A 22,839-nucleotide genomic window follows, 5' to 3' on the forward strand; every position below is an offset into this window, starting at 1 on the left:
GTCGCGTAAGGAGGGGGCACGCCCCCCCTTACCGAGTCAATACGCTTGACGCAGTGCCAGCAGGGCTTCTTCGAACAAATGCTGGTCTTGCGTCTGTTCTTGCCCGCTCTGCACGAGCAGCGCGCGCTGGGTCGCCATCCATTCATCGATCGGCTTGAAGACTTCCTCAATCACCAGGGCAATCTGGTTCAGATAGGCTTGGCGCAAGTCTTCGACAAAGGTGCTGGCCGCATCCTCCACCGCCTTGGTCTGGCGCTCCAGCGTGGCCTTTTCGGCCTTTTCACTGCTGATGGCCTGGTAGATGCCGTAGATGGCCATCCCTGCCTGTACCAGCGGGCCAGCCCAGCGTCCGGCCATAGCGGCCCAACGTTCCATGGTCTTCTTGCCGATCCCCTTGAACAAGGTGGGCAACAGCTCTTTGCCCAGCTCCAGCGCCTTCTTCACGCCTTGCTCGGTCATCGTTTTCAGGTCGCCCATGGGCATTTTGCGCATGGCATCCTTGAGCGCTGGCGACAATCCACTGTCGTCATTGCCGTTGCTCTCGCGAGTAACGCCATTCACGCAGGCGTGAGCAGCACCGAAGGCGCTGTCGGCCAAAGTCTGGCCAATGTCTTCAAGTTTGCGCTGGGTTGCCGGCAACTCGGTCTTGAGGGCAGTCATCATGTCGGCGGTCAGCGCTGCGATGACTCTTGAGGCGCCGTCTTCCATGGCCTGCTCGCCCTGTCCAGCGGGTTGGAGGTGCGCATCGTTGATCAGCGCTACGACGCTCGACTTGGCGCGCACGCAGCGGCTGTCGAGGTGATGACGCAGCACGTTCTGCAGCCGGTCACGCTCGCTATCGATCTGCATGCGGGCTTTGTCCAGCGCCTGCGCCTGTTCATCGCCGCCGGCCTGATGCAGGCGCATCAGGGCCAGTTCGATGGTTTCTTGCAGGTCTTTGCGGCAGGTCTTGAAGATCACGCCACTGTCACTGCTGGCAAGGAAATCGCCCAGCGCCTGTTCCAGTTCGGGGATGCCGCTGAACTCCACCAGTGGCTCCTTACTTTCGACACGGCCGCGCAGGGCTGCCTTGGCGTTGACCCAGTGAATCGGCACCTGCTCCAGGATATCGCCGATGCCATGGGCGAGGGCGGCGCTCTGCAGATGCTGGCGCAGGTTGTCGTTGATGCTGACGAAGTCGCGGCTGTCGTGCTGCACACCGGCCTTGTTGTTGACGATCAGCATCACCCGGCGGCCCGAGACGACGATCTGCGCCAGGCGTTCCCAGGTGGCGGCCTCGTCGATCGTACCGCCGGCTGCCACCACAAACAGCACCACTTCGCTGTCCTGCAATTGCTGCGTCGCAACTTGCTCATGCCTGATCGGCGCATCGATACCCGGTGTGTCCAGGAGCACATACCCCTGCCAAGGATACTCGGCCACCACCGAGGTTTCCGGGTGGTCGGCCATTGGCGCTTCGGCGCGTCCCATTAGGGCGTTGAGCAGCGTGCTCTTGCCCGCGTTGTAGAGCCCATAGACCATGATCTGCGGACGCAGGCGTGCCGCTCGGCTATGCAATTGGTTGCCCAGTTCGCTGACGCGTTCGGCTGGCAACCAGCGCTGGAGCGGCGCAGTGACTGTGTCGTAAGTGGCGAGTACACGAGTGAAGTCAGGCAGGGCCATGATCGAGTTCCTTGCTAATGGCGTTGATCTGTTGTGCAGCGAGGTCGTCCAAGTTTTTCAGGGCCTGGCTGAGATTTGACAGCCAGGTCGATACATCGACGAAGCACAGCGCATCGAGCTGGAGGTAGAGCCGGTTGAGGCGATCTTTGGCGTAGTCAATGAAATGCTCGCGCGTCGTTAGAGAAACTTCGTCACGGTTGTCGCCGACGATGATCTCGAATTGGGTCGTTTCATCGAACTGGCCGCCCGCCGCCGCCCCAGCCTTGGCCCCCATCCAGCCTCCGATGACTGCACCGATCAACCCGCCGATGATGGTTCCGGGTCCCGGCAGCAGCATCGTACCAAGGGCGGCACCGGCCTCAGCCCCGCCCCAACCGCCGAGCCCGGCACCCCCGGCCTTGCCGATGCCTTCGTTGCGCCGCGATTGGTAGTTGACGCTGCGCGTGCGAGGGGTAAACCCCGGTAGCGCCTTGCCGGCCGGCGCCACGCTCTGGGCTGCATAGCCCAAGTCTTCGAACTTCTGCCCGATGGCCTCGCACAGTGCCCCGGCGCACTCGGCAAATTGGCGGTCGAACAGCGCCCAGCAGGCGTCGGAAAATCCTTGGTCGTCCAGCGCGTGTTGATCAGCCAGCTTGTTGATCTCCATGGGCAGGCGCTGCTGCAGTTGGGAGAGCACCCGCTTGGTGTTGTTTTTCAGCTCTTTGCGCGCATTGGTCAGTTCGCTCTGCAACTCGCTCAAGAGCGTCTGCTGCAAACTGATCGACTCGCTCAATTGGCGGCAGAAGGTTTGCAGATTCTTCAACGGCACTTGCTGCTTGATCTGCAGGCCTTCGGCAACGGCAAGGCGGCCGATTTCTGCCGCAAAGTCGGCCAAGCCGCTGACTTGCCAGCGCTCTTGCTGTTCCTCGGCGGGGCCTTGCTCGGCATAGCAGGAGGAGATGGAGTGAACCTTGAGATCATCCTGCGAGCATTCGGGGGCTGATTCGCGCAGGGACTGGATGAAGTAGTCGACTTGCAGCTGGCGTGCGCTGTCGCCTTTCATGATCAGCTTCTCCACGACCTCACCGTCATCATCGACGTCCACGTCGTTTTCGTCGCTACCGGTGAGCAGCACGATCATGTTCTTGTCTCTGTGCAACAGAGCCCTGGCCTCGTCCAAGTCCGAACGACGGCCTGGGCTTTCGGATTTGCTGAGGAAGATCACCAGGTCGGCGGCGTCGACGTAGTCCTTGGTCAGCTCACCGTTGCCCGCGTTGACCGAATGCAGCCCGGGCGAGTCGACCCAAGTCAACCCTGGCAGGCGGAACCCTTGGATGGCGCTGGTGGCCTCCACGACATCGACGCCGAAACAGCAGTTTTCGCGGATCTGCGCATCGCTGGTCTGCTCGCACAACCGAGTGGAGGTTTCGCTGAAAAACTCAGGCTTGGGCTGTGCCTGGGCGATCAGTTGCGCATCGGGTTCGGTGCGGCCATAAGCCAGGTAATTACCCAGCGATGACTTGCCAGCCTTGACCTTGCCAAAGACAAACACCAGCAGGGAGTCGCCGAACTTGCTGCGAAACTGCGTGTTGCGCTCGTAGTTCCTGACGTTCTTGATCCAGGCGTCGAAGCGCTCATCCAGATTGTTTTGGCAGGCCTTGGCAAAGGTCAGGAAGGGGTGATCGGGAGCCAGGCCGGAGCGGCTCCATGGCGAAGTTGTGCGAATCCGCTCCAGCGCATCCAGAGTCTGCTTAAGGCGCGCTTCGCGCTCCTCGACCTGGCTTTGCACTTCGTTGAACCCTTGCGCGACCTGCGCAAAGACATGCAACAGTTCGCTGCGGTTGGCGGGAGCGGGCGTCATAGCGATCTGTCCAGTAATTGTCGTTTCAAGCGTTTGAGGCCTTGAATTTCAGTGCGCAGGGCTTTGACTTGGCCTTCGCACTCTAGCCATTTAGGGCTGAATCGGGTGTTGGGGGCCAGCAGACGCAGGGCCTTGAGCTGGCCTTGGGCCGTGGCTTGAGGCGGGCTGGCGATAAACGCCTGCAGGCTTTCTATCGTCACACCGGCGTGGCCTTTGCCTGAAAGTATGATGTCGGCCTTGTGCGAGGCCATCAGCTCGCTCAGCTGTGCGTCGATGTCCTGAGTGAGCTGTTGATTGCGCTGCGCCTGCAGCTGATTCCTTGCCTGCTTGCGTGCCCGCGCCTCGGCGCGTTCGCGCGACTTGGCGCGTGCCTGGCGCTCGGCTTCTTCCTTTTCACTGCTGTCGGAACTGACGACCGCTGCCACAACGGTTCCGATCACGGGTATCAGTAACCACCACATGTTGATTCTCCTTGCGTGATATCAATCAGTCAGCCGCGGGCCAAGCCATGGCTTACCGATTCGAAGAGTCCGTCGACACTGCTTTGCAACTGTTCGAGCTGAGCGGCCTGCGTGCCCTCGAGCTTGCCCAGTCGCTTTCTGCGCTGGGCAATCTGCTGGTCGAGGAAATGCTCCAGGACGTCGCGACGGTGATCGTCGCGTTCGGCACGCTGTTTGCTCACGCCTCGCTCAAGCAGCCCCGGATGCGCCTGCAGATGCTCGCGCAAAGAGTCGAAGCCGCTCAGTACGCGCAGCTTCGTGTTGCCCTTACGCACACCGTTGCGCAAGGTGGTGAACGAGGTTGCGAAGGCAGCCGGCACGGTCCCGAACAGCGACTGCAAGATCTTGCCGATCGCCTGCTCGCTGACTTCCCGCTGGGTGACGCTTTCGGCATGGGTTAGCACCACCACCAGGTGGCGCTCCAGATCCGGGCGACGGCGCTTGAGTTCGCACAAGAAGGCCGTTTCGATTTGTTCAAGCGTGGCGGTACGCAAGTTGTGCACGAACAAAATGACATCGGCATTGGCCAGGCCCAACCACGCGAGTCGATCATCCTCATCGCAGGCATCGATTCCCGGGGTATCCAGATAGAGGCGTCCTTCATGCTCCAACGCCTGTAATTGCGTGGTTGCCCGTATTTCCTTGGTTTCAAAGACTTCCGTTTCAATATGCCCGGTCAGGCCGTTGAGCAGTGCGCTCTTGCCCGCATTCATGAGTCCGCATACGGCAATCCGAGGTGCCGGGCCAAGGCTTTTCGCCTCTTCCAGCTCCGTGCGCAGGCGGCAGAAGTCAGGGTGTTGCTGGGTAAGCTGAATCAGCAGGTCGTCGTCCGGCACCTTTCGCTCCATATGTTGGATCCCGTTTGGTGCATAGCATGGCGATGAGATGGCTAAATGGCAACTGGCTATTAGTCGTTAGAGCGTAGGCTGCATGGGGCAATCATGTCATTGGCATCCAAATAGCCCAGAAGCGAATGGAGTGTACGTGCTCCATACGATGTACGAAGGATTACGGTGTCACGTCTGCTAGAAGTCTGGTCAAGCCTCCAGCATCACTAGGAGTGAGCGGCCGACTTTCTGGCAGCGCTTTGAAAAGCGTCGGGATGAGGTCTGAATTCAGCTTGGCAAGCTACACCTGCGATATTAATTGCACAGGAGGTTTCACTCGGTTGCTCACGCACTTGGGCAGAGTAGTGCATCTCATCGGCCTACCTTCACTCCGCGGTGTTTGGGAAGAGTAACGGGTGAGTTTTCGAGAGGGGACTGTTGAACTCTAGGCTGGGGGCATCCTTTTCCAACCATCCAAAGCATGCCCTCAAATATGCCCCCAATTTAGCAATCAACTGGAAGTGAATGGAGCTCGATAGTTTGTGGAAAGGCAAAAATGATCAGAAGAGCAGCCTGTCCTATGTGGCCTAAAGACTATCCGGATCCCCAAAAAACATCTGAATCCGCGACCTCAACCAACGCTCCCCAGGGTCATTATCCTGCGCGCCGCGCCAGGCCATGTGCAGTTCGAACGTCCTGGTTTCAATCGGCAGGTCTTCAGACCGCACGCCTCCTGCGGCGGTCAGGACCTGCGCCGCATAATCGGGCACGGTGGCGATGATGTCGGTGCCGGTGAGCAGTGTGGCCAGGCCGTTGAACTGGGGCACGGCGAGGACGACGTGGCGTTTGCGGTCGAGTTTTTCCAGGTGTTCGTCGATGAAGCCGCTCAGGTCGCCGGCGAAGGAGACCAGTGCGTGGGGGCGGGCGCAGAAGTCGTCGAGACTCAACGGGCCGGGTATCGAGTCGGCGCGCAGCAGTTGCGGCTTGCTCCTGCGCAAGACTTTGCGCTTGGCGTTGGCGGGCAGGTCTTGTGTGTAGCTGACGCCGACGGAAATCTCTCCGGAGGCGAGCAGGGGCGGCATGAGGATGTAATTGACTCGCCTGACTACCAGCACAATGCCCGGTGCTTCGGAGCGTAGACGCTTGAGCAGGGTGGGCAACAGTGCGAACTCGACGTCATCGGACAGGCCGATGCGGAAGACCGAGGTACTGGTCGCCGGGTCGAACTCCGAGGCGCGGCTGACCGCTGTCGAGATGGAGTCGAGTGCCGGGGAGAGCAGGGCGAAGATTTCCGTTGCTCGGGCGGTGGGCTCCATGCTGCGCCCGGTGCGCACGAACAGTGGATCATCGAACAGGCCGCGTAGCCTTGACAGCGCAGCGCTGATTGCCGGCTGACCGAGAAACAGCTTTTCCGCCGCACGCGTGACGCTGCGCTCATGCATCAGGGTCTCGAAAACGATGAGCAAATTGAGGTCGACGCGACGCAGGTCGTTGCGGTTCATGCGGAATATCTCGGGCCATTTGTCGGTTGAGGACGTGAGCAGGGTGCGATAGTACGAGCAAATGCGGGTCGGGCGCAGCGAAAATTACTGTGGGGGTTACTGAATGTCCACACGGCTTGCAATGTTTCGTCGACATGCGAACAATGGCGGCCATTACGCGCATCGACGCCCAGACGCTGTCTGGCTGCGCCGTGCAGCGCACAGGACACAATCGATGACAGGCATGTCGACTATTAATAGCCACCGATGGTGTTGCCGGCAATGCCCGGATAAAGTTTGTGGCATCAAGGTTCACCAGGCGAGGTTCTAAATGTCCCGCACGATCCGTTTTCACCAGTTTGGCCCGGCCGAGGTGCTCAAAGTCGAAGAGCATCCTGTCGCGTCGCCTGTCACCGGCGAGGTACAGGTGCGTGTTCAGGCCATCGGTGTCAGCTGGTACGACGTTCTTTGGCGGCAAAATCTCGCGTCTACCCAAGCCCGGCTGCCTGCCGGTCTGGGTTATGAGATGGCTGGCGTGGTTACCGCGCTGGGCGACGGTGTTGATGATCTGCAAGTGGGCGACAAGGTCGCCAGTTTTCCTGCGGCCGATGCCAACCAGCACCCGGTCTATGGCGAATCCATCGTCATGCCGCGCCGCGCATTGACCCGCTACCCGGATGTACTGACGCCGGTCCAGGCCAGCGTGCATTACACGCCGTATCTAGTGGCTTACTTTGCATACGTTGATCTGGCGCGTATCAAGTCCGGTCAAACCGTACTGGTCACCGACGCCAGCCACTGCTCCGGCCCTGCATTCGTGCAGTTGGGCAAGGCGCTGGGGGCTCGGGTTATCGCCGCGACCAAGACCGAGGATGCTCGTGAGTATCTGCTGTCACTGGGCGCTGAAAAAGTGGTAGTCACCGAAGAACAGGACTTGTTGATGGCGATCAACAAGTACACCGACAACCGTGGTGTCGATGCGGTCTTCGATGGCCTTGGTGGTCCGCAGATGTCGATCATGGGCGATGTGCTTGCGCCGCGTGGCAGTCTGGTGCTGTATGGCCTGCAGGGCGGTAATCAGACGCCGTTCCCGGCCTGTGCCGCGTTCCAGAAGAACATCCAGTTCTACGTGCATTGCCTGGGCAATTTCACCGGCAAGCCCGAGCTGGGCATTACCCAGGATCAAGAAGCGCTGCAGCGTGCCTTGCAGGACATCAACCAGATGACCCGTGACAAGGTACTGATGCCATTGCAGACGCGCAGCTTTCCGTTCGAGCAGGTAGTGCAGGCGCACCGTTACATGGATGTCTGCCCGATTGGCGGGCGTGCGGTGCTGGAAGTCGAGGCGGTCTGATTCATCACCTCCTGGTCAGCGCTCGTTATTGAAAAGCCTTCCGATCGGAAGGCTTTTTGCATTCCATATTGCCAAAGAGACGCCAGGCATTAAACGACGTCGAATGACGCACCTGTCAGTTTGCCGAGAAGTGCATAACCTTGAATGAAGGGTAAAAATAAAATCGACAACAGGGCCGGCAGGATTGTTTATTTGAGTGTATGAGTTCTGTCAGTGAAGGCGGCATTATAAATATCATTTCCTACGAGGCAGAATGAAATATTAACAGCGACGGGTGCTCGGCCGCTTGTGGTAAAGCCTGAGCGGCCTAGCTGTTGGGGTTGCAGGCTGTTAAGTTGAAAAAAATCGTTTGTCGCCTGCGTTCAATGATACTGATTAAACAGTGTGTTTAATCAGTTGAAAGTTTGCCCGGGACTGCACTGTTTTTCAACGTCAAACTGTCTATTGTAATTGTTTCAAAGATGCTGATAATGCGTCGGTAATTACCACTCAGGGAATGAGTCATGCGCGACTATAAGTTTGGTTGTCAGCTTGATGTTCAATGTTCTGTCTGCACGGTGTCATGTCTTGAGCGACAGGCAGGTGGCACACAATGAGTTCTATTCACGAACAGGCAATGAATTATGTCTACCAGCAAGTGCTGCAACGCTTGTTGGGGTACTTCTCGCGTGCAGAGCGCACCGCGCTGCAGTTGTTGATCCAGCGTCTGATTGTTGCGGCCGGCGGCATCGAGCGGATTGCCGGCTTCAAGGTGCTGGTGGCGTTCGGTGGTGGCAAGGACAGTGCCTACACACTGGCTTTTCTGCGTGCTGCCCAGTTGAGTATTGCCTGCCGCTCGCCCGGTACGTTCAACCTGCGCGTTGCCAATCGACGTCACGCGGGCATGACCCCTGCGGTGATGGATAACATCAACCGCACCTATTCAGCGTTGTTTCTCTACGACGACCCACGTGTCGAGATGCTGGTGATCGACAATCAGTACACCCAGGCCTTCGAGCCGGACCTGCCTTTTTCCAGCGCGGGGCGTGAGCAGAATCGTCTGGATATGCTGCTGGGTGGCCACCTGTCCGCAGGCGACGCCCGCACCACGTTTTGCAATACCTGTTACCTCGGGCTGGCGGAGTTTCTGGGGCGCGCCCTGAGCTGGGGCAGTGGGGTTGATGCGGTGGTCAGTGGCGACTCGCGCAGAGAGCAGCGTCAGTACGCGACCTGGATCATGCGTCTGGCCCAGCGTACCGGGCAATACTCGGGCAGTTGGGGCAAGCAGACGCTGGCCAGCGTGCTCAAGGTCATCGATACGATTGGCCAGGCTTACTATCACGAGCTGTACGGCGAGGGCGATGACAGCCCGCCGGCAAGCCGAGCCATGGTGCTGCCTGAAAAAAGCAGTTCGCCGGCGTTCATCACCATTGCCGATCTGGTCAGTTGCAAGGCGGACGAACACTGGAACCTGCTGACCGAATTCCTCGATTTCCGCTTCGATGATCTGTCGTTCAGCTTCAGTGAATCCGATTGCGCCAACCCTTTGTTGATGGCCCACATGCGCGGCCTGACGGCGCAGTACTTGCAAGCGCGTACTTATGCCGACGGGATCGCCGAATACCTTGAGCTGGCGACGTCACTGATGCGCAGAAAGCAGATGCCACCACGATTGATCGACCAGACACTCAGCGCTTATGCCGGTCGGGCACGCATCGAGGCGCGCCGCGAGCTGGCATCGAGCTTCGCTCAGGAGGGCTTCGGCCTGAACGAGACTCAGCTGGTGTGCATGCTGTTTTCGCCGTTCGTGGATCATGGCCATGGCCTGGATTCGTTTCTGCGCAGTTGCCACCCCGGGATGCTGGTGGCGCTGCCGGATCTGCACAAGGCGCTGTCGGGTTCGACGGCGCCGGACCAGGTCATGCAGTGGCTGGTGGATATCAGCGGTTTGAGCCTCAAGTCATTGCAAAGTCTCTACGGCAAGCAGCGGGTGAACTTCGATGACCCGCAGTCAATCATCGCCAGAATCCGCGCTGCCGACCCCGACAAGCGCCGGATCATGACCGTCGACCCGGCGACAGGGCAGGCAGTGGCCGAGATGCTCTCGGGACGCTGATCCGGTCGCCAGGCATGGCTGCTGCCGGCAAACGGCGTTGGTCATGCGGCGATGTTTTGAAGCCTGTTCTGGTTGAGCGGCGGGTACCTGCATGAAAAACAACACGGATTTCGCCTATCAGGCGGTCTACCGCTACCTGGTGCGTCTGGTTGACCAGCAGCAGGGCGAGCCCGCGCTGAAAATGCCGTCATTGCGACAGCTGGCGCAGCGACTGAACGTATCGATATCGACGGTGCAAAGCGCCTACTCGCTGCTGGAAAAGGAAGGGCGCGTCTATTCGCTGCCCAAATCGGGTTATTACTCGGTACCGCGCAGCTTGAGTGCGCAGGGTCACGTAGTGCCTGACGCAGACGGCGATCTTTTGCAGGCCCTGTATGACAACGCCAGGCGTCCCGGCATGGTGTTGCTGGGTTGCGATGAGCCGGCGCTTTTGCACGCCCAGGACAGTCCGCTGCCTGCGATGGAGCGCGAGCTGGGCAGGCATTACCCGCGTCAGCTGGACCCGGTTTTTCAGCCATTCGGTGAGCCGGAACTTCGCACTGCAATTGCCGCCCGTTACACCCGCGATGCAGCGCATTGCTGGCACGCTGACAATGTCTATGTCGCCGCTGACTTTCATGGCGCATTCAAGGCGGTGCTCGGCACACTGGGCCTGCGCGGCGGCACGGTACTGGTGGAATCGCCCTGTGCCTGGGGGTTGCTGCGCTTGCTGCAATCATTCGATATCCGGGTTATCGAACTGCCGCTGGACGAGACCGGCTGCCTTGATGCGGCCCGGATCGACGGCCTGCTGCGCGGCCATGACATCGGGCTCGCGGTGTTGCCCTCGTTACTGAACCCGGTGCGAGGCAGCGTGCGTGCGCAGGGCAACAGCCAGGCAGTCGCCGAAGTGATCAATCGTCATCAGGTCTGGGTGCTGGAAAACGACAGTCACGCCGAGCTGCAGTTTGCTGCCGGGCAGGTTCCGCTGCGCCACTGGATCGACCCGCAGCGGCTGGTGATCATCGGCGGATTCGAGAAGAGCCTCGGGCCTGAAGCGCCCTATGCTTACCTGCTATGCAAGAGCCTGGATGCGCGTTGGCAGCAGTATTTCTGCCTTCGAGCATTCGAACTGCCGCCGCTTCGGCAAAGGGCCATCGCCAGGTTATGCAGCAGCGGGCGTCTGGACAGGCAACTGCTGGCGTTGCGAGAGACGCTGGCCGGGCGCATGCAGGCGATGACCCGGCAATTGGATGAACACACCGGCGGGGCGCTGCGTTATCAGTTGCCCGAGGGCGGCTGCGGCATATGGGCCGAGAGTGCATACCCCGTGGACCTGCGCCAGGTCTTCATTGCGTTGCTGGCCCGGTCGATTGTCGTCAGCCCCGGTGAACTGTTCACTGTGCAGAACCGCTACTCGCAACATCTGTGGATCAGTTATGCCACTGACTGGACCCGTGAACCCGCCAGGCTGCTGGGTGCGCTGGGAGAGGCATTGAGCCAGGCTCGTCTGCCATAGACCTCGACATGGCAGGCCGTCGATCCATTTGTGTTTGCCAGACGTGGTTCAAGGTTGTTAACTGGACGCCTGTCCAGTATTCACAACCAACGGCTCCCCAGCGCAGTGACCCCGAACGCCCCCGTAAACCCTGATCCCGAGCCTGTCCTCGCCAGCGAGCTGCCTGCGCGTTATGTCGTGGCCGTGCGCGCGTTGTGTGAGTTCACCGCCAAGGTCGGCGACCTCGACTTGCGCTTTACGCCGTCACCCACGGCTCAGGAAGGCATTGCCGGGCATCGCACGGTCGCCACGCGGCGCGGCGCCGATTACCAGGCCGAGTTGTCGTTGAGTGGCGATTATCGCGAGCTAACGGTAAGGGGCAGGGCGGACGGCTATGACGCCAGTCGCAATCAACTGGAAGAAGTGAAGACCTATCGCGGTGAACTCGACGCGATGCCGGCCAACCACCGTCAGTTGCACTGGGCGCAGGTGAAGGTCTACGGCTGGCTGCTTTGCCAGCGCCTGCAGCTTGAGAGCGTGACGCTGGCGCTGGTGTATTTCAACATTGTCAGCGAGCAGGAAACCCTGATTCGCGAGCCGTTCAGCGCGGCCACGCTGCAAGCGTTCTTCGAACGACAGTGCACCATATTCCTCGGCTGGGCGCAGCAGGAGCTGGCGCATACGCAGGCGCTGCACACGACACTGGGCAGCCTGAAATTCCCCCACGCGTCTTTCCGTACCGGGCAGCGGGTGCTGGCCGAGTCGGTGTACAAGGCCGTCAGTACCGGCTGTTGCCTGATGGCTCAGGCGCCGACCGGTATCGGCAAAACGGTGGGCACGCTGTTCCCGTTGCTCAAGGCCGCGCCCGGCCAGAAGCTCGACAAGATTTTCTTTCTCACCGCCAAGACGCCGGGGCGTCGACTGGCGCTGGATGCACTGGAAGTCATCAATCACAGCGCGCCGGAGCTGAAGCTGCGGGTCCTCGAGCTGGTGGCGCGCGACAAGGCCTGCGAGCATCCGGACAAGGCCTGTAACGGTGATTCCTGTCCGCTGGCCAGCGGCTTTTATGATCGTCTGCCAGCCGCTCGCTCGGCGGCGCTGACCTCGCCGTGGCTGAATCAGGCGGGCGTACGCGATGTCGCCTTGCAGCATCAGGTCTGTCCGTATTACTTGAGCCAGGAGCTGGCGCGCTGGGCTGACGTGGTCATCGCGGACTACAACTATTACTTCGACCTGAGCGCGCTGCTGTTCGGCCTCGGTCAGCTCAATCAGTGGCGCGTTGCGGTGCTGGTCGATGAAGCCCACAACATGGTCGAGCGGGCACGCCAGATGTACAGCGCCAGTCTTGACCAGAGCCAGCTGAAAGCCTTGATCCAGACAGCGCCGGAACCGGTGAAAAAAGCCTTGCAGCGTCTGGATCGCCAATGGAATGCGCTGCACAAGGTACAGCCCGGCGCCTATCAGGCTTATTCGGCAGCACCGGAAAAATTCATCGGCAGCCTCAACCAGTGCATTTCGACCATCGGTGATCATTTCAACGAGCACCCGCAGGCCGTGGATGGCACGTTGCAGGGGTTCTACCTGGAAGCCATCGGTTTTGCGCGCATCGCCGAGCTGTTCGATGAGCATTTCATTTTCGACATCACTCGGCGCGAGGCGGGCGGCAAGCGCATTCTGTCGCGCCTCAGCCTGCGCAACGTCGTCCCTGCGCGTTTCATCCGCCCGCGCCTGACCGCTGCGCGCAGCACGGTACTGTTTTCCGCAACGCTCAACCCGCGCCACTATTACGCGGACCTGCTGGGATTGCCTGCCAACACGGCATGGATCGACGTGGAATCGCCGTTTCATCACGATCAGCTCGACGTGCGCATCGTCAGTCGCATTTCCACGCGCTTTACCCATCGTCAGGCTTCGCTGGCGCCGATTGTCGAACTGATGGCCGAGCAGTTCGACACGCGGCCGGGCAATTACCTGGCGTTTTTCAGCAGTTTCGATTACCTGCAGCAGGTCGCCGAGCTGATGGCGCGCACTCACCCGCACATCAGCCTTTGGCAGCAGGCGCGGGGGATGGGCGAGAGTGAGCGCCACGCCTTTCTCGACCGGTTCACCCTGAGCAGTCAGGGCATCGGTTTTGCCGTGCTGGGCGGCGCGTTCGGTGAAGGCATCGACTTGCCGGGCGCACGCCTGATCGGTGCGTTCATCGCTACCCTGGGCCTGCCTCAGCTCAATCCGGTCAACGAACAGTTCAAGCAGCGCATGGCCGCGCTGTTCGGTGCCGGTTACGACTACACCTACCTTTACCCTGGTGTGCAGAAGGTGATACAGGCAGCCGGACGGGTTATTCGCAGCCAAAGTGACAGCGGTGTGGTCATGCTCATCGATGACCGTTTTGCCGAGCATAAGGTGAAGCAGTTGTTTCCAGCGTGGTGGCGGCCCGAAACGTCAATGACCTGAGCTCGGTTGCCGTTTTGGCGATTGAGCTGAAACAGACGCAGATGCCGGGGATCAATACTCAAGCAGCGCTGTCGAACTGCCAGTAAACTGCGGCATCGATTACCTTGTCAACTGCAGCAAGTCTTTATTTTTTCTCCGTATTTCATTTCTTCGTGGAGGTTGTATGAGTCTCAGTCCTTTCGCCGGCAAGCTGGCACCTGCGCAGTTACTGGTCGATATTCCGAGACTGGTCACGGCTTACTACACCGGCCAGCCCGATGCATCGGTGCCCACTCAACGTGTTGCGTTCGGCACTTCCGGGCACCGTGGCACATCGTTTGACCTGGGTTTCAACGAATGGCACGTGCTGGCTATCAGTCAGGCGATCTGCCTGTACCGCAAGGCCAAAGGTATCGACGGCCCCTTGTTTCTGGGGGCCGATACCCACGCGCTGTCGACCCCGGCCGCGGCCACTGCGCTTGAAGTGCTGGCCGCCAATGGCGTGCAGGTGATGATTTCGCAAGGTGACGAATACACCCCGACGCCTGCGGTTTCCCACGCGATCATCTGCTACAACCGCGGTCGTACTTCCGGGCTGGCGGACGGCATCGTCATTACGCCGTCGCACAACCCGCCGCAAAGCGGTGGCTTCAAGTACAACCCGCCCAATGGCGGCCCGGCCGACAGTGATGTCACCAAGTGGATCGAGAACAAGGCCAACGAACTGCTGGCCGAGAAAGTCACTGGCGTTTTACGCATCAGCCATGAAAAAGCGCTGCGTGCCGATACCACTCACCGCCATGATTACCTCAACACCTATGTGGCCGACCTGAAAAACGTGATCGACATGGACGCCATCCGCAACTCGGGCCTGCATCTTGGTGTCGACCCGCTTGGCGGTGCCGGGGTGAGCTACTGGTCGGCGATTGGCGAGCATTACGGCCTGAATCTGGATGTGGTCAATAAATTTGTCGACCCTACGTTCCGCTTCATGACCGTCGACTGGGATGGCCAGATTCGCATGGACCCGTCCTCCAGCCACGCCATGCAAAGCCTGATCGGCCTCAAGGATCGTTATCAGGTTGCATTTGCCTGTGATCCGGATCACGACCGTCATGGCATTGTGACCCCGACTGGCGGACTGATGACGCCCAACAGCTACCTCGCCGTGTCCATCGACTACCTGTTTCAGAACCGTCCTGAGTGGCGTGCCGATGCAGCGGTCGGCAAGACCGTGGTCAGCAGCGGCATGATTGATCGGGTGGCCAAGCGCCTGGGCCGTCGCCTGTACGAAGTGCCGGTCGGCTTCAAGTATTTCGCACAAGGCCTGTTTGAAGGCTCGCTGGGTTTTGGCGGTGAAGAAAGTGCCGGCGCCTCGTTCCTACGCCGCGACGGTACGGTCTGGACCACCGACAAGGACGGTCTGATTCCGGCCTTGCTGGCTGCGGAAATGACCGCGCGCACCGGTCGCGATCCAAGCCAGATCTACAAGACCATGACCGAAGAGCTGGGCGAGCCGTTCTCGACCCGCGTCGATGCCAAGGCCAACCCGCAACAGAAGGCACTGCTGAGCAAGCTGTCGCCGGAGCAGGTCACTTCCACTGAACTGGCGGGCGAGCCTATTCAGCAAGTGCTGAGCAACGCGCCGGGCAACGATCAGGCGTTCGGTGGTGTGAAGGTCATGACCGAGAATGGCTGGTTTGCCGCGCGCCCTTCAGGCACCGAGGACATCTACAAGATATACGCCGAGAGTTTTGTCAGCGAAGATCACCTCAAGCGCTTGGTGGCAGAAGCTCAAGTGCTGGTAGACGGCGCCATTTCGCCGAACTGATTGCCACGCTGATCAATGCCCGAAAAACCTCGAACCGCGCTCGGTTCGGGGTTTTTCAGCTTTTGAACGGTGCTTCAGTCGCGATAGAACACCTGCACCAGGTGATAGCCGAATTTGCTCTTGATCGGCCCATGCACGACGCGTAGCGGCTTTTTGAAGATCACCTGATCGATGGCGCCGACCATTTGCCCAGGCCTGACTTCGCCCAGATCGCCGCCACGTTTGCCGGACGGGCAGCTAGAATGCTTTTTAGCCAGCACGTCAAACGCCTCACCCTTGGCAATGCGCAGCTTGAGCTGTTCGGCCTCTTCGGCGGTCTTCACCAGAATATGGCGGGCTTGGGCTTTCATGTCGCAATATCACCTGCTGCAAAAGGCTGCCATTATGCCTGCTCTTGCTGAGCGACGCCCGCGCGTCACGCGTGCCGTCCTGACGGCCTTGGTCTTTTTACTTCATTTTGTACGGTATTGATTATGGATTTCCCGGCGCTGTTGAAGATTCTGGCCAGTCAGGACGGATCGGACCTGTACCTCTCCACCGGAGCGCCACCGTGCGCCAAGTTCAATGGTGTGCTCAAGCCATTGGGCAGCGAAACCTTCAAGCCGGGGGAGGTCGCAGTCATTGCCCAGGGGCTGATGGACGATGAGCAGAAGCTCGAGTTTCAGCGCGAACTGGAGATGAACCTCGCCGTTTCGATGGCGGGTATCGGCCGGTTCCGGATCAATATCTTCATGCAGCGCAACGAGGTGTCCATCGTCGCGCGGAATATCAAGCTGGACATCCCGCGTTTCGAAGACCTGTTCCTGCCGCCCGTGCTGCTCGACGTGATCATGGAGAAGCGCGGTCTGGTGTTGTTTGTAGGGGCCACCGGTTCGGGCAAATCGACCTCGCTGGCGGCGCTGATCGACTACCGTAACCGCAATGCCAGCGGCCATATCATCACCATTGAAGACCCCGTCGAGTTCATCCATCGCCACAAGAAATCGATCGTCAACCAGCGCGAAGTCGGGGTGGATACCCGCAGCTTCCATGCGGCACTGAAGAACACCCTGCGCCAGGCGCCGGATGTGATTCTGATCGGCGAGATTCGCGATCGCGAGACCATGGAGCACGCGCTGGCGTTTGCCGACACCGGCCACCTGGCGATCTCGACACTGCACGCCAACAACGCCAACCAGGCGCTGGACCGGATCATCAATTTCTTCCCGGAAGAGCGTCGCGCGCAGTTGCTGCATGACCTGGGCAACAACCTCAAGGCATTCGTCTCTCAGCGACTGGTCAGAACCCCGGATGGCAAGCGTCGTGCTGCAGTGGAAGTGATGATGGGCACGCCGACCATTCGCGACCTGATTCAGCGCAATGAACTGACCGAACTCAAGGGCATCATGGAGAAGTCCGGCAGCCTCGGTATGCAGACGTTCGACACGGCTCTATTCAATCTGGCCGTCGAAGGTGCGATCAGCGAAGAAGAGGCCCTCAAGAACGCTGACTCGCAAAACAACGTGCGCCTGCGCCTCAAACTGCACAGTGAAGGCGGCGCCGGGACCCTGACCACACCGCCGCCGGCCCCGACCGGCAGCAGCACGGCAAGCACCGCCGAGTGGGGGCTGGTCGATGATGACGAGCCGGGTCCGCAGGCGTAAATCGGAGACGCGCCTACGCCCTCCGGGCACAAGCTTTGTTGTGGGTCAGATCATTCAGGATGCGCGGCCGCCAGCAATTCCTGCGTGTAGGGATGTTGCGGCGCCTCGAAGACATCATGGCTGGCGCCACGCTCGACGACTTTGCCATCCTTGACCACGATCACGTCGTGGGCGAGGGCTTTGACCACTGCCAGGTCATGGCTGATGAACAGATACGTCAGGCCATGCTTTTCCTGAAGTTCGCGCAACAGTGCCACGACCTGTTTCTGCACGGTGCGGTCCAGCGCTGATGTCGGCTCATCGAGCAGAATCAGTGCGGGTTTCAGCACCAGCGCCCGGGCAATGGCGATGCGCTGACGCTGACCGCCGGAAAATTCATGGGGGTAGCGGTGCCTGCTCTGCGGGTCGATACCGACTTCTTCCAGCGCCCGAATGACCTCTGCATCGCATTTCGCCGGGTTGTACTGGCTGTGCACCTCCAGTCCTTCACTGATGATCTGCGCCACTGACATGCGCGGGCTGAGGCTGCCGTAAGGGTCCTGGAAGACCACTTGCATCTCTTTACGCCACGGGCGCATCTGTTTCTGACTCAGGCCGTCCAGCGCCTGTCCGCGAAAGCGGATGCTGCCGCGTGACTCCAGCAGACGCAGGATCGCCTGGCCCAGTGTCGACTTGCCGGAACCCGACTCACCGACGATGCCGAGGGTCTTGCCGCGCTCGATGCTCAGGCTGATGTCATCCACCGCCTTGAGGTATTCCTTGTGCCGCCGCAGGATGCCGCCGGTCAGGGAAAACCAGACCTTCAGGTTGTCGACTTGCAGCACCGTTTCCCGGGTGTCGCGTGGTAGCGGCTCGCCGGCAGGTTCGGCGTCCAGCAGCAGGCGGCTGTAAGGATGCTGAGGTGATTTGAACAGCGACTTGCAATCGGACTGCTCGACGATTTCGCCGGCGCGCATCACGCAGACGCGCTGCGCGACGCTGTGCACCAGGTTCAAGTCATGGCTGATCAACAACAGCGACATGTTCAGGCGCTGCTGCAGCTCCTTGAGCAGCAGGAGGATCTTGCGTTGCACCGTGACGTCCAGCGCAGTGGTCGGCTCGTCGGCAATCAGCAGTTCCGGTTCGCAGGCCAGTGCCATGGCAATCATCACCCGCTGGCGCTGGCCCCCGGACAGCTCGTGCGGATAGGCTTTCAGGCGTTTCTCCGGCTGTTGAATGCCTACCAGCTCCAGCAGCTCGACAATGCGTTTCTGCGCTTCACGCCCACTGACGCCGCGATGCAGCAACAATGTCTCGCCGATTTGCCTGGCTACGCTGTGCAGCGGGTTCAGCGAGGTCATCGGTTCCTGGAAAATCATCGCAATCCGGTTACCACGCAGCTCGCGAAGGGTGCGGTCGTCGGCCCCCACCAGCTGTTGACCCCGGTAGGTGATGCTGCCTGTGGTCAGGGTGCCGCTGCGTGGCAGCAATTGGAGGATTGAATGGGCGGTGACGGACTTGCCGGAACCGGATTCGCCGACCAGCGCCAGACACTCGCCGCGGCGCACGTCCAGGCTCAGGTTGCTGACCACTTTCTGCCCGTTGAAGGCGACGCTCAGGTCGCGGATTTCGATCAGGTTTTCCGACATGTCAGGACCTCGGGTCGAAGGCATCACGCAGCGCCTCGCCTATGAACACCAGCAGCGTCAGGATCAACGCGAGGGCAAAGAACGCCGTCAGCCCCAGCCAGGGCGCCTGCAGGTTCTGCTTGCCCTGGGCGATCAGTTCGCCCAGCGACGCGCTGCCGGCAGGCATGCCGAAGCCCAGAAAATCCAGCGCGGTGAGGGTCGAGATGGCGCCGGTAAGAATGAACGGCAGATAGCTCAATGTCGCATTCATCGCGTTGGGCAGGATGTGGCGCAGGATCACCTTGCGATCCCCCAGACCGAGCGCGCGAGCGGCCTTGACGTACTCGAGGTTGCGGCCGCGCAGAAACTCGGCGCGTACCACATCGACCAGGGTCAGCCAGGAGAACAGCGCCATGATGCCCAGCAGCCACCAGAAATCGGGTTCGACGAAGCCTGACAGGATGATCAGCAGGTACAGCACCGGCAGGCCCGACCAGACCTCCAGCAGACGCTGACCGAACAGGTCGACCCAGCCGCCGTAATAGCCCTGCAACGCCCCGGCGCTGATGCCGATCAACGCGCTGATAAAGGTCAGTGCCAGCGCAAACAGGATCGACACCCGGGCGCCGAAGATCACCCGCGCCATGACGTCGCGAGCCTGATCGTCGGTGCCGAGCCAGTTTTCTGCAGAGGGCGGGCTGGGTGCCGGGGTTTTCAGGTCATAGTTGGGCGTGTCGTCACTGAACGGGATGGGCGGGAACAGCATCCAGCCGTCCCCTTTGCTGATCAGTGTGCGTACGTAGTCGCTGCGGTAATCGGGCTGGAAGGGCAGCTCGCCGCCGAATTGCTGCTCGGTATAACGCTTGAACACCGGGAAATAGAGTGAGTGCTGATAGCTGACCAGCAGCGGCTTGTCATTGGCGATCAGTTCGCCACCCAGGGTCAGGGCAAACAGTCCGCAGAACAGCCACAGCGACCACCAGCCGCGGCGATTGCTGCGAAAGCGCTCCAGGCGACGACGGGCCAGCGGCGAAAGGCTGCGCATCATGCATTCCTCGCGCTGAAGTCGATTCTGGGGTCGACCAGTGTGTAGCAGATATCGCCGATCAGTTTTATCAGCAGGCCGAACACGGTGAAGATGAACAGCGAGCCGAACACCACCGGATAGTCCCGCGACACAGCGGCTTCATAGCTCATGCGGCCCAGGCCATCCAGCGAGAAGATCACCTCGATCAGCAGCGAACCGGCAAAGAACACGCTGATGAACGCCTGCGGAATGCCCGACACCACCAGCAACATGGCATTGCGAAACACATGGCCATACAGCACACGCCGTTCGCTCATGCCCTTGGCGCGGGCCGTGGTCACGTACTGGCGGGTGATTTCGTTGAGAAAGGAGTGTTTGGTCAGCAGGGTCAGCGTGGCAAAACCACCAATGACCAGCGCCGAGACCGGCAGCGCCAGGTGCCAGAAATAGTCAGCGATCTTGCCGATCGTGGTCAGTTGCTCGAAATTGTCCGAAACAAGTCCGCGTACTGGAAACCAGTTCAGCGACGTGCCGCCACAGAACACCACCACCAGCAGCATGGCGAACAGGAAGGCTGGCATGGCGTAACCGATGATGATGGCGGTGCTGCTCCAGATATCGAACTGGCTGCCGTGTTTGACCGCTTTGCGAATCCCCAGCGGGATCGACACCAGGTAGGTCAGCAATGTCGCCCAGAGCCCCAGCGATATCGACACCGGCATTTTCTGCAGAATGAGGTCGGTCACCGTTGCGCCGCGAAAGAAGCTGCTGCCGAAATCCAGTCGTGCGTAATTTTTCAGCATCAGCCAGAGACGTTCGTGCAGCGGTTTGTCGAAACCGTATTGGCGTTCGATCTGCTTGATCAGTGCCGGGTCCAGCCCCCGCGACGCCTTGGAGTGGCCCCCTGCGGACTCGCTGGCACCCGCGCCCACGGTGGCACCGCCAATCCCTTGCAGGCGAGCGATGGCCTGTTCGACAGGTCCACCCGGAGCGGCCTGCACGATGAAAAAGTTGACCAGCAGAATGCACAGCAGGGTAGGGATGATCAGCAGCAGGCGCCGCAGAATATAACCGAGCATTCACTGCATCTCCGAAACGGTGGCTGACGCGCCGCGTTTTTCAGCGAATTGTTCATTGGTCAGCGGTGTCGGGCTGATTTCCCACCATGTTTCGATGGCCTCATTGTTGCTGGCCTGAATTTTCGGGATGCCGAACCGGTTCCACCAGACGGTTGAAGAGCCTGGCGGATAATAGTTGGGAATCCAGTAGTAGTTCCACTGCAGTACCCGGTCCAGGCAATGGGCATAGTCGGTCATGGTCTGCTTGTTGTCGGCCTTGAGCAGGCCGGCAATCAGCGCATCGACGGCGGGATCTTGCAGCGCCATGTAATTACTCGAGCCAGGGTCCATCGCCACCTTGGAGCCGAAACTGCTGTACAGCTCGGCACCGGGCGATGTCGAGACCGGGTAGCCGGTGACAATCATGTCGTAATCGCGGGCCATGACGCGGTTAAGGTATTGCGCGGCATCTATGCGGCGAATGTCGAAGTGGATACCGATCTGCGCCAGGGTGCGTTTGTAGGGCAGCAGCATCCGCTCGAAACCTGTTTGTGCATTGAGAAAGGTGAAGCTGAACGGTTCGCCCTGGGCATTCACCAGCTCATCGCCCTTTGGCGTCCAGCCTGCTTCCTTCATCAGGGCCAGCGCTTGCAGCTGCTTATCGCGAATGAAGCCTGTGCCATCGGTTTTGGGCGTTTCGAACACGCTGTCGAACACCTGATCGGGGACTTTGCCGCGCAGTGGCTCGAGGATTTTCAGTTCGGCCGGCGTGGGCAGTTCGCTGGCGGCCAGCTCCGAGTTGGAGAAGAAGCTGTTCTGGCGGATGTACATGTTGCGCATCATCTGCCGGTTGGTCCATTCAAAGTCCCAGAGCAGCGACAGCGCCTGGCGCACGCGGCGGTCCTGGAACATGGGGCGGCTCAGGTTGAAGACGAAACCCTGCGAGCTTTGCACCGCGCCCCTGGCCAATTGGGCTTTCTGCAGGCGTCCGTCGCTGAGGGCCGGGCCGTCATAGCGAATTGAATAGCCGGTGGCCGAAAACTCGCGGTTGTAGTCGTAGGCGCCGCCCTTGAGCACCGTACGTGCGACATCGATGTCGCCGAAGTACTCGATGCTGAACCTGTCGAAGTTATACAGGCCTTTGCTGACCGGAAGGTCCTTGCCCCACCAGTGTGGATCGCGCTCGAAGGTGACGGTGCGGCCCGGGTCCACATGGCTGATCCGATAGGGCCCGCTGCCCGGCGGAATCTCAAAGCCGGCACCGCTGGCAAAGTCACGGGTTTTCCACCAGTGCTCGGGGAATACCGGCAACGAAGCCAGGTCGAGGGGCAGGGTGCGGTTATCGCTCTGCTTGAAGTCGAAGCGGACCTGCGAAGGCGATTCGACCTCCACGCCCTTGACCGCTTCAAACTGGGTCCGGTATTGCAGGTTGCCCTGCGTCATCAGCAGCTCGTAGGTGTACTTCACGTCGCTGGCGGTAATCGGCGTACCGTCCGCGAAACGTGCCTTCGGGTTCAGGTAAAAGCGCAGGGAGAGGCCATCCGCGCCACGCTCCATTTTCTCGGCGACAAGCCCGTAGACGGTGTAGGGCTCATCCATCGAGCGCGTGGCCAGTGGGGAGTAGAGCATGCCATTGATCTGCGAAACGCCCATGCCCTTGTCGGTGAACGGCATCAGATGATCGAACTGGCCGATTTCGATGGCCGAGCGCCGCATGCTGCCACCTTTGGGCGCGTCCGGGTTCACGTAATCGAAGTGCTTGAAGTCGGCGGGATAGCGTGGCGCTTCGCCGTAAACGGTCAGAGCGTGTTGCGGGGCTGCGGACAGCGATTGGGCAGCGCCAACGAAGGTCAGCGTCAAGGCGAGCAACGATGAAAAAACAAAACGCATGACTCGAATCCTGACTGACGTTCGCAAGCGAATGTCAGGGTTAAAGGCGACTGGCTGTACAGCGGTGACAAAAATCATGACAGAGCTCATGCCTCTGCATCGCGCTATCTTCTA

The 22,839-nt window shown here is 60.2% G+C and carries 16 protein-coding genes; 6 read left to right on the plus strand and 10 right to left on the minus strand.

The genetic code is table 11. The features are described 5' to 3' along the window. Positions 1–36: 36 nt before the first annotated feature. The 5 genes from LIX91_RS06290 to LIX91_RS06310 form a co-directional block, all read right to left on the minus strand. A complete protein-coding gene (locus LIX91_RS06290) occupies positions 37–1,662 on the minus strand; it encodes a GTPase (RefSeq protein ID WP_226488168.1) in 1,626 nt (541 codons plus the stop codon). Further along, complete coding sequence (locus tag LIX91_RS06295) at positions 1,649–3,502, minus strand: dynamin family protein (protein ID WP_226488169.1); 1,854 nt, start codon at positions 3,500–3,502, stop codon at positions 1,649–1,651. The genes LIX91_RS06290 and LIX91_RS06295 overlap by 14 nt, the downstream gene beginning before the upstream one ends. Further along, positions 3,499–3,963, minus strand: coding sequence for a hypothetical protein (locus LIX91_RS06300; RefSeq protein ID WP_226488170.1), 465 nt, complete (start codon positions 3,961–3,963; stop codon positions 3,499–3,501). The genes LIX91_RS06295 and LIX91_RS06300 overlap by 4 nt, the downstream gene beginning before the upstream one ends. A 29-nt stretch (positions 3,964–3,992) precedes the next feature. After that, positions 3,993–4,838: a GTPase gene (locus LIX91_RS06305; protein ID WP_226488171.1), complete on the minus strand. Its 846-nt coding sequence runs from the start codon at positions 4,836–4,838 to the stop codon at positions 3,993–3,995. Positions 4,839–5,416: 578 nt separating this feature from the next. Beyond that, the gene (locus LIX91_RS06310; protein ID WP_003347707.1) at positions 5,417–6,331 is read right to left on the minus strand and encodes a LysR substrate-binding domain-containing protein; all 915 of its coding nucleotides are present in this window, start codon (positions 6,329–6,331) and stop codon (positions 5,417–5,419) included. Positions 6,332–6,641: 310 nt separating this feature from the next. On the opposite strand from LIX91_RS06310, the gene LIX91_RS06315 reads away from it, so the two are divergent. From LIX91_RS06315 to pgm, 5 genes are all read left to right on the plus strand, one after another. Further along, positions 6,642–7,664 carry a zinc-dependent alcohol dehydrogenase family protein gene (locus tag LIX91_RS06315; protein WP_003426370.1) on the plus strand — a complete coding sequence of 341 codons (1,023 nt, stop codon included), beginning with the start codon at positions 6,642–6,644 and terminating at the stop codon, positions 7,662–7,664. A gap of 592 nt (positions 7,665–8,256) precedes the next feature. Next, positions 8,257–9,759 carry a hypothetical protein gene (locus LIX91_RS06320; protein WP_226488172.1) on the plus strand — a complete coding sequence of 501 codons (1,503 nt, stop codon included), beginning with the start codon at positions 8,257–8,259 and terminating at the stop codon, positions 9,757–9,759. Between the two features lie 91 nt (positions 9,760–9,850). Further along, the gene (locus LIX91_RS06325; protein WP_226488173.1) at positions 9,851–11,257 is read left to right on the plus strand and encodes a PLP-dependent aminotransferase family protein; all 1,407 of its coding nucleotides are present in this window, start codon (positions 9,851–9,853) and stop codon (positions 11,255–11,257) included. Between the two features lie 105 nt (positions 11,258–11,362). After that, complete coding sequence (locus LIX91_RS06330) at positions 11,363–13,690, plus strand: ATP-dependent DNA helicase (RefSeq protein ID WP_003417050.1); 2,328 nt, start codon at positions 11,363–11,365, stop codon at positions 13,688–13,690. A gap of 163 nt (positions 13,691–13,853) precedes the next feature. Beyond that, positions 13,854–15,500, plus strand: a complete 1,647-nt coding sequence (pgm, locus tag LIX91_RS06335; RefSeq protein WP_103697105.1) for a phosphoglucomutase (alpha-D-glucose-1,6-bisphosphate-dependent) — start codon at positions 13,854–13,856, stop codon at positions 15,498–15,500. A 74-nt stretch (positions 15,501–15,574) separates the two neighbouring features. On the opposite strand, the gene LIX91_RS06340 is transcribed toward pgm, so the two are convergent. Next, complete coding sequence (locus LIX91_RS06340) at positions 15,575–15,850, minus strand: peptidylprolyl isomerase (protein WP_002553334.1); 276 nt, start codon at positions 15,848–15,850, stop codon at positions 15,575–15,577. 123 nt (positions 15,851–15,973) lie between these two features. Between LIX91_RS06340 and LIX91_RS06345 the strand changes: the two genes are divergently transcribed. Continuing rightward, positions 15,974–17,143, plus strand: a complete 1,170-nt coding sequence (locus LIX91_RS06345) for a PilT/PilU family type 4a pilus ATPase (protein WP_103697104.1) — start codon at positions 15,974–15,976, stop codon at positions 17,141–17,143. Between the two features lie 50 nt (positions 17,144–17,193). Here the strand turns inward: LIX91_RS06345 and LIX91_RS06350 are convergent, their stop codons facing one another. From LIX91_RS06350 to LIX91_RS06365, 4 genes are read right to left on the minus strand one after another with little or no spacing between them, the layout of a single operon-like run. Further along, on the minus strand, positions 17,194–18,771 hold the full coding sequence (locus LIX91_RS06350) for an ABC transporter ATP-binding protein (RefSeq protein WP_103688607.1): 1,578 nt from the start codon (positions 18,769–18,771) through the stop codon (positions 17,194–17,196). A 1-nt stretch (position 18,772) separates the two neighbouring features. Continuing rightward, complete coding sequence (locus tag LIX91_RS06355) at positions 18,773–19,795, minus strand: ABC transporter permease (protein WP_103688606.1); 1,023 nt, start codon at positions 19,793–19,795, stop codon at positions 18,773–18,775. Next, positions 19,795–20,856 (minus strand): microcin C ABC transporter permease YejB, encoded by a 1,062-nt coding sequence (locus LIX91_RS06360; RefSeq protein ID WP_100071742.1) that lies wholly within the window; start codon positions 20,854–20,856, stop codon positions 19,795–19,797. The genes LIX91_RS06355 and LIX91_RS06360 overlap by 1 nt, the downstream gene beginning before the upstream one ends. After that, a complete protein-coding gene (locus LIX91_RS06365) occupies positions 20,857–22,725 on the minus strand; it encodes an extracellular solute-binding protein (RefSeq protein ID WP_226488174.1) in 1,869 nt (622 codons plus the stop codon). Positions 22,726–22,839: the final 114 nt, after the last annotated feature.

This window comes from Pseudomonas sp. B20 (assembly GCF_020515755.1).
Classification (GTDB): Bacteria; Pseudomonadota; Gammaproteobacteria; order Pseudomonadales; family Pseudomonadaceae; genus Aquipseudomonas; species Aquipseudomonas syringae.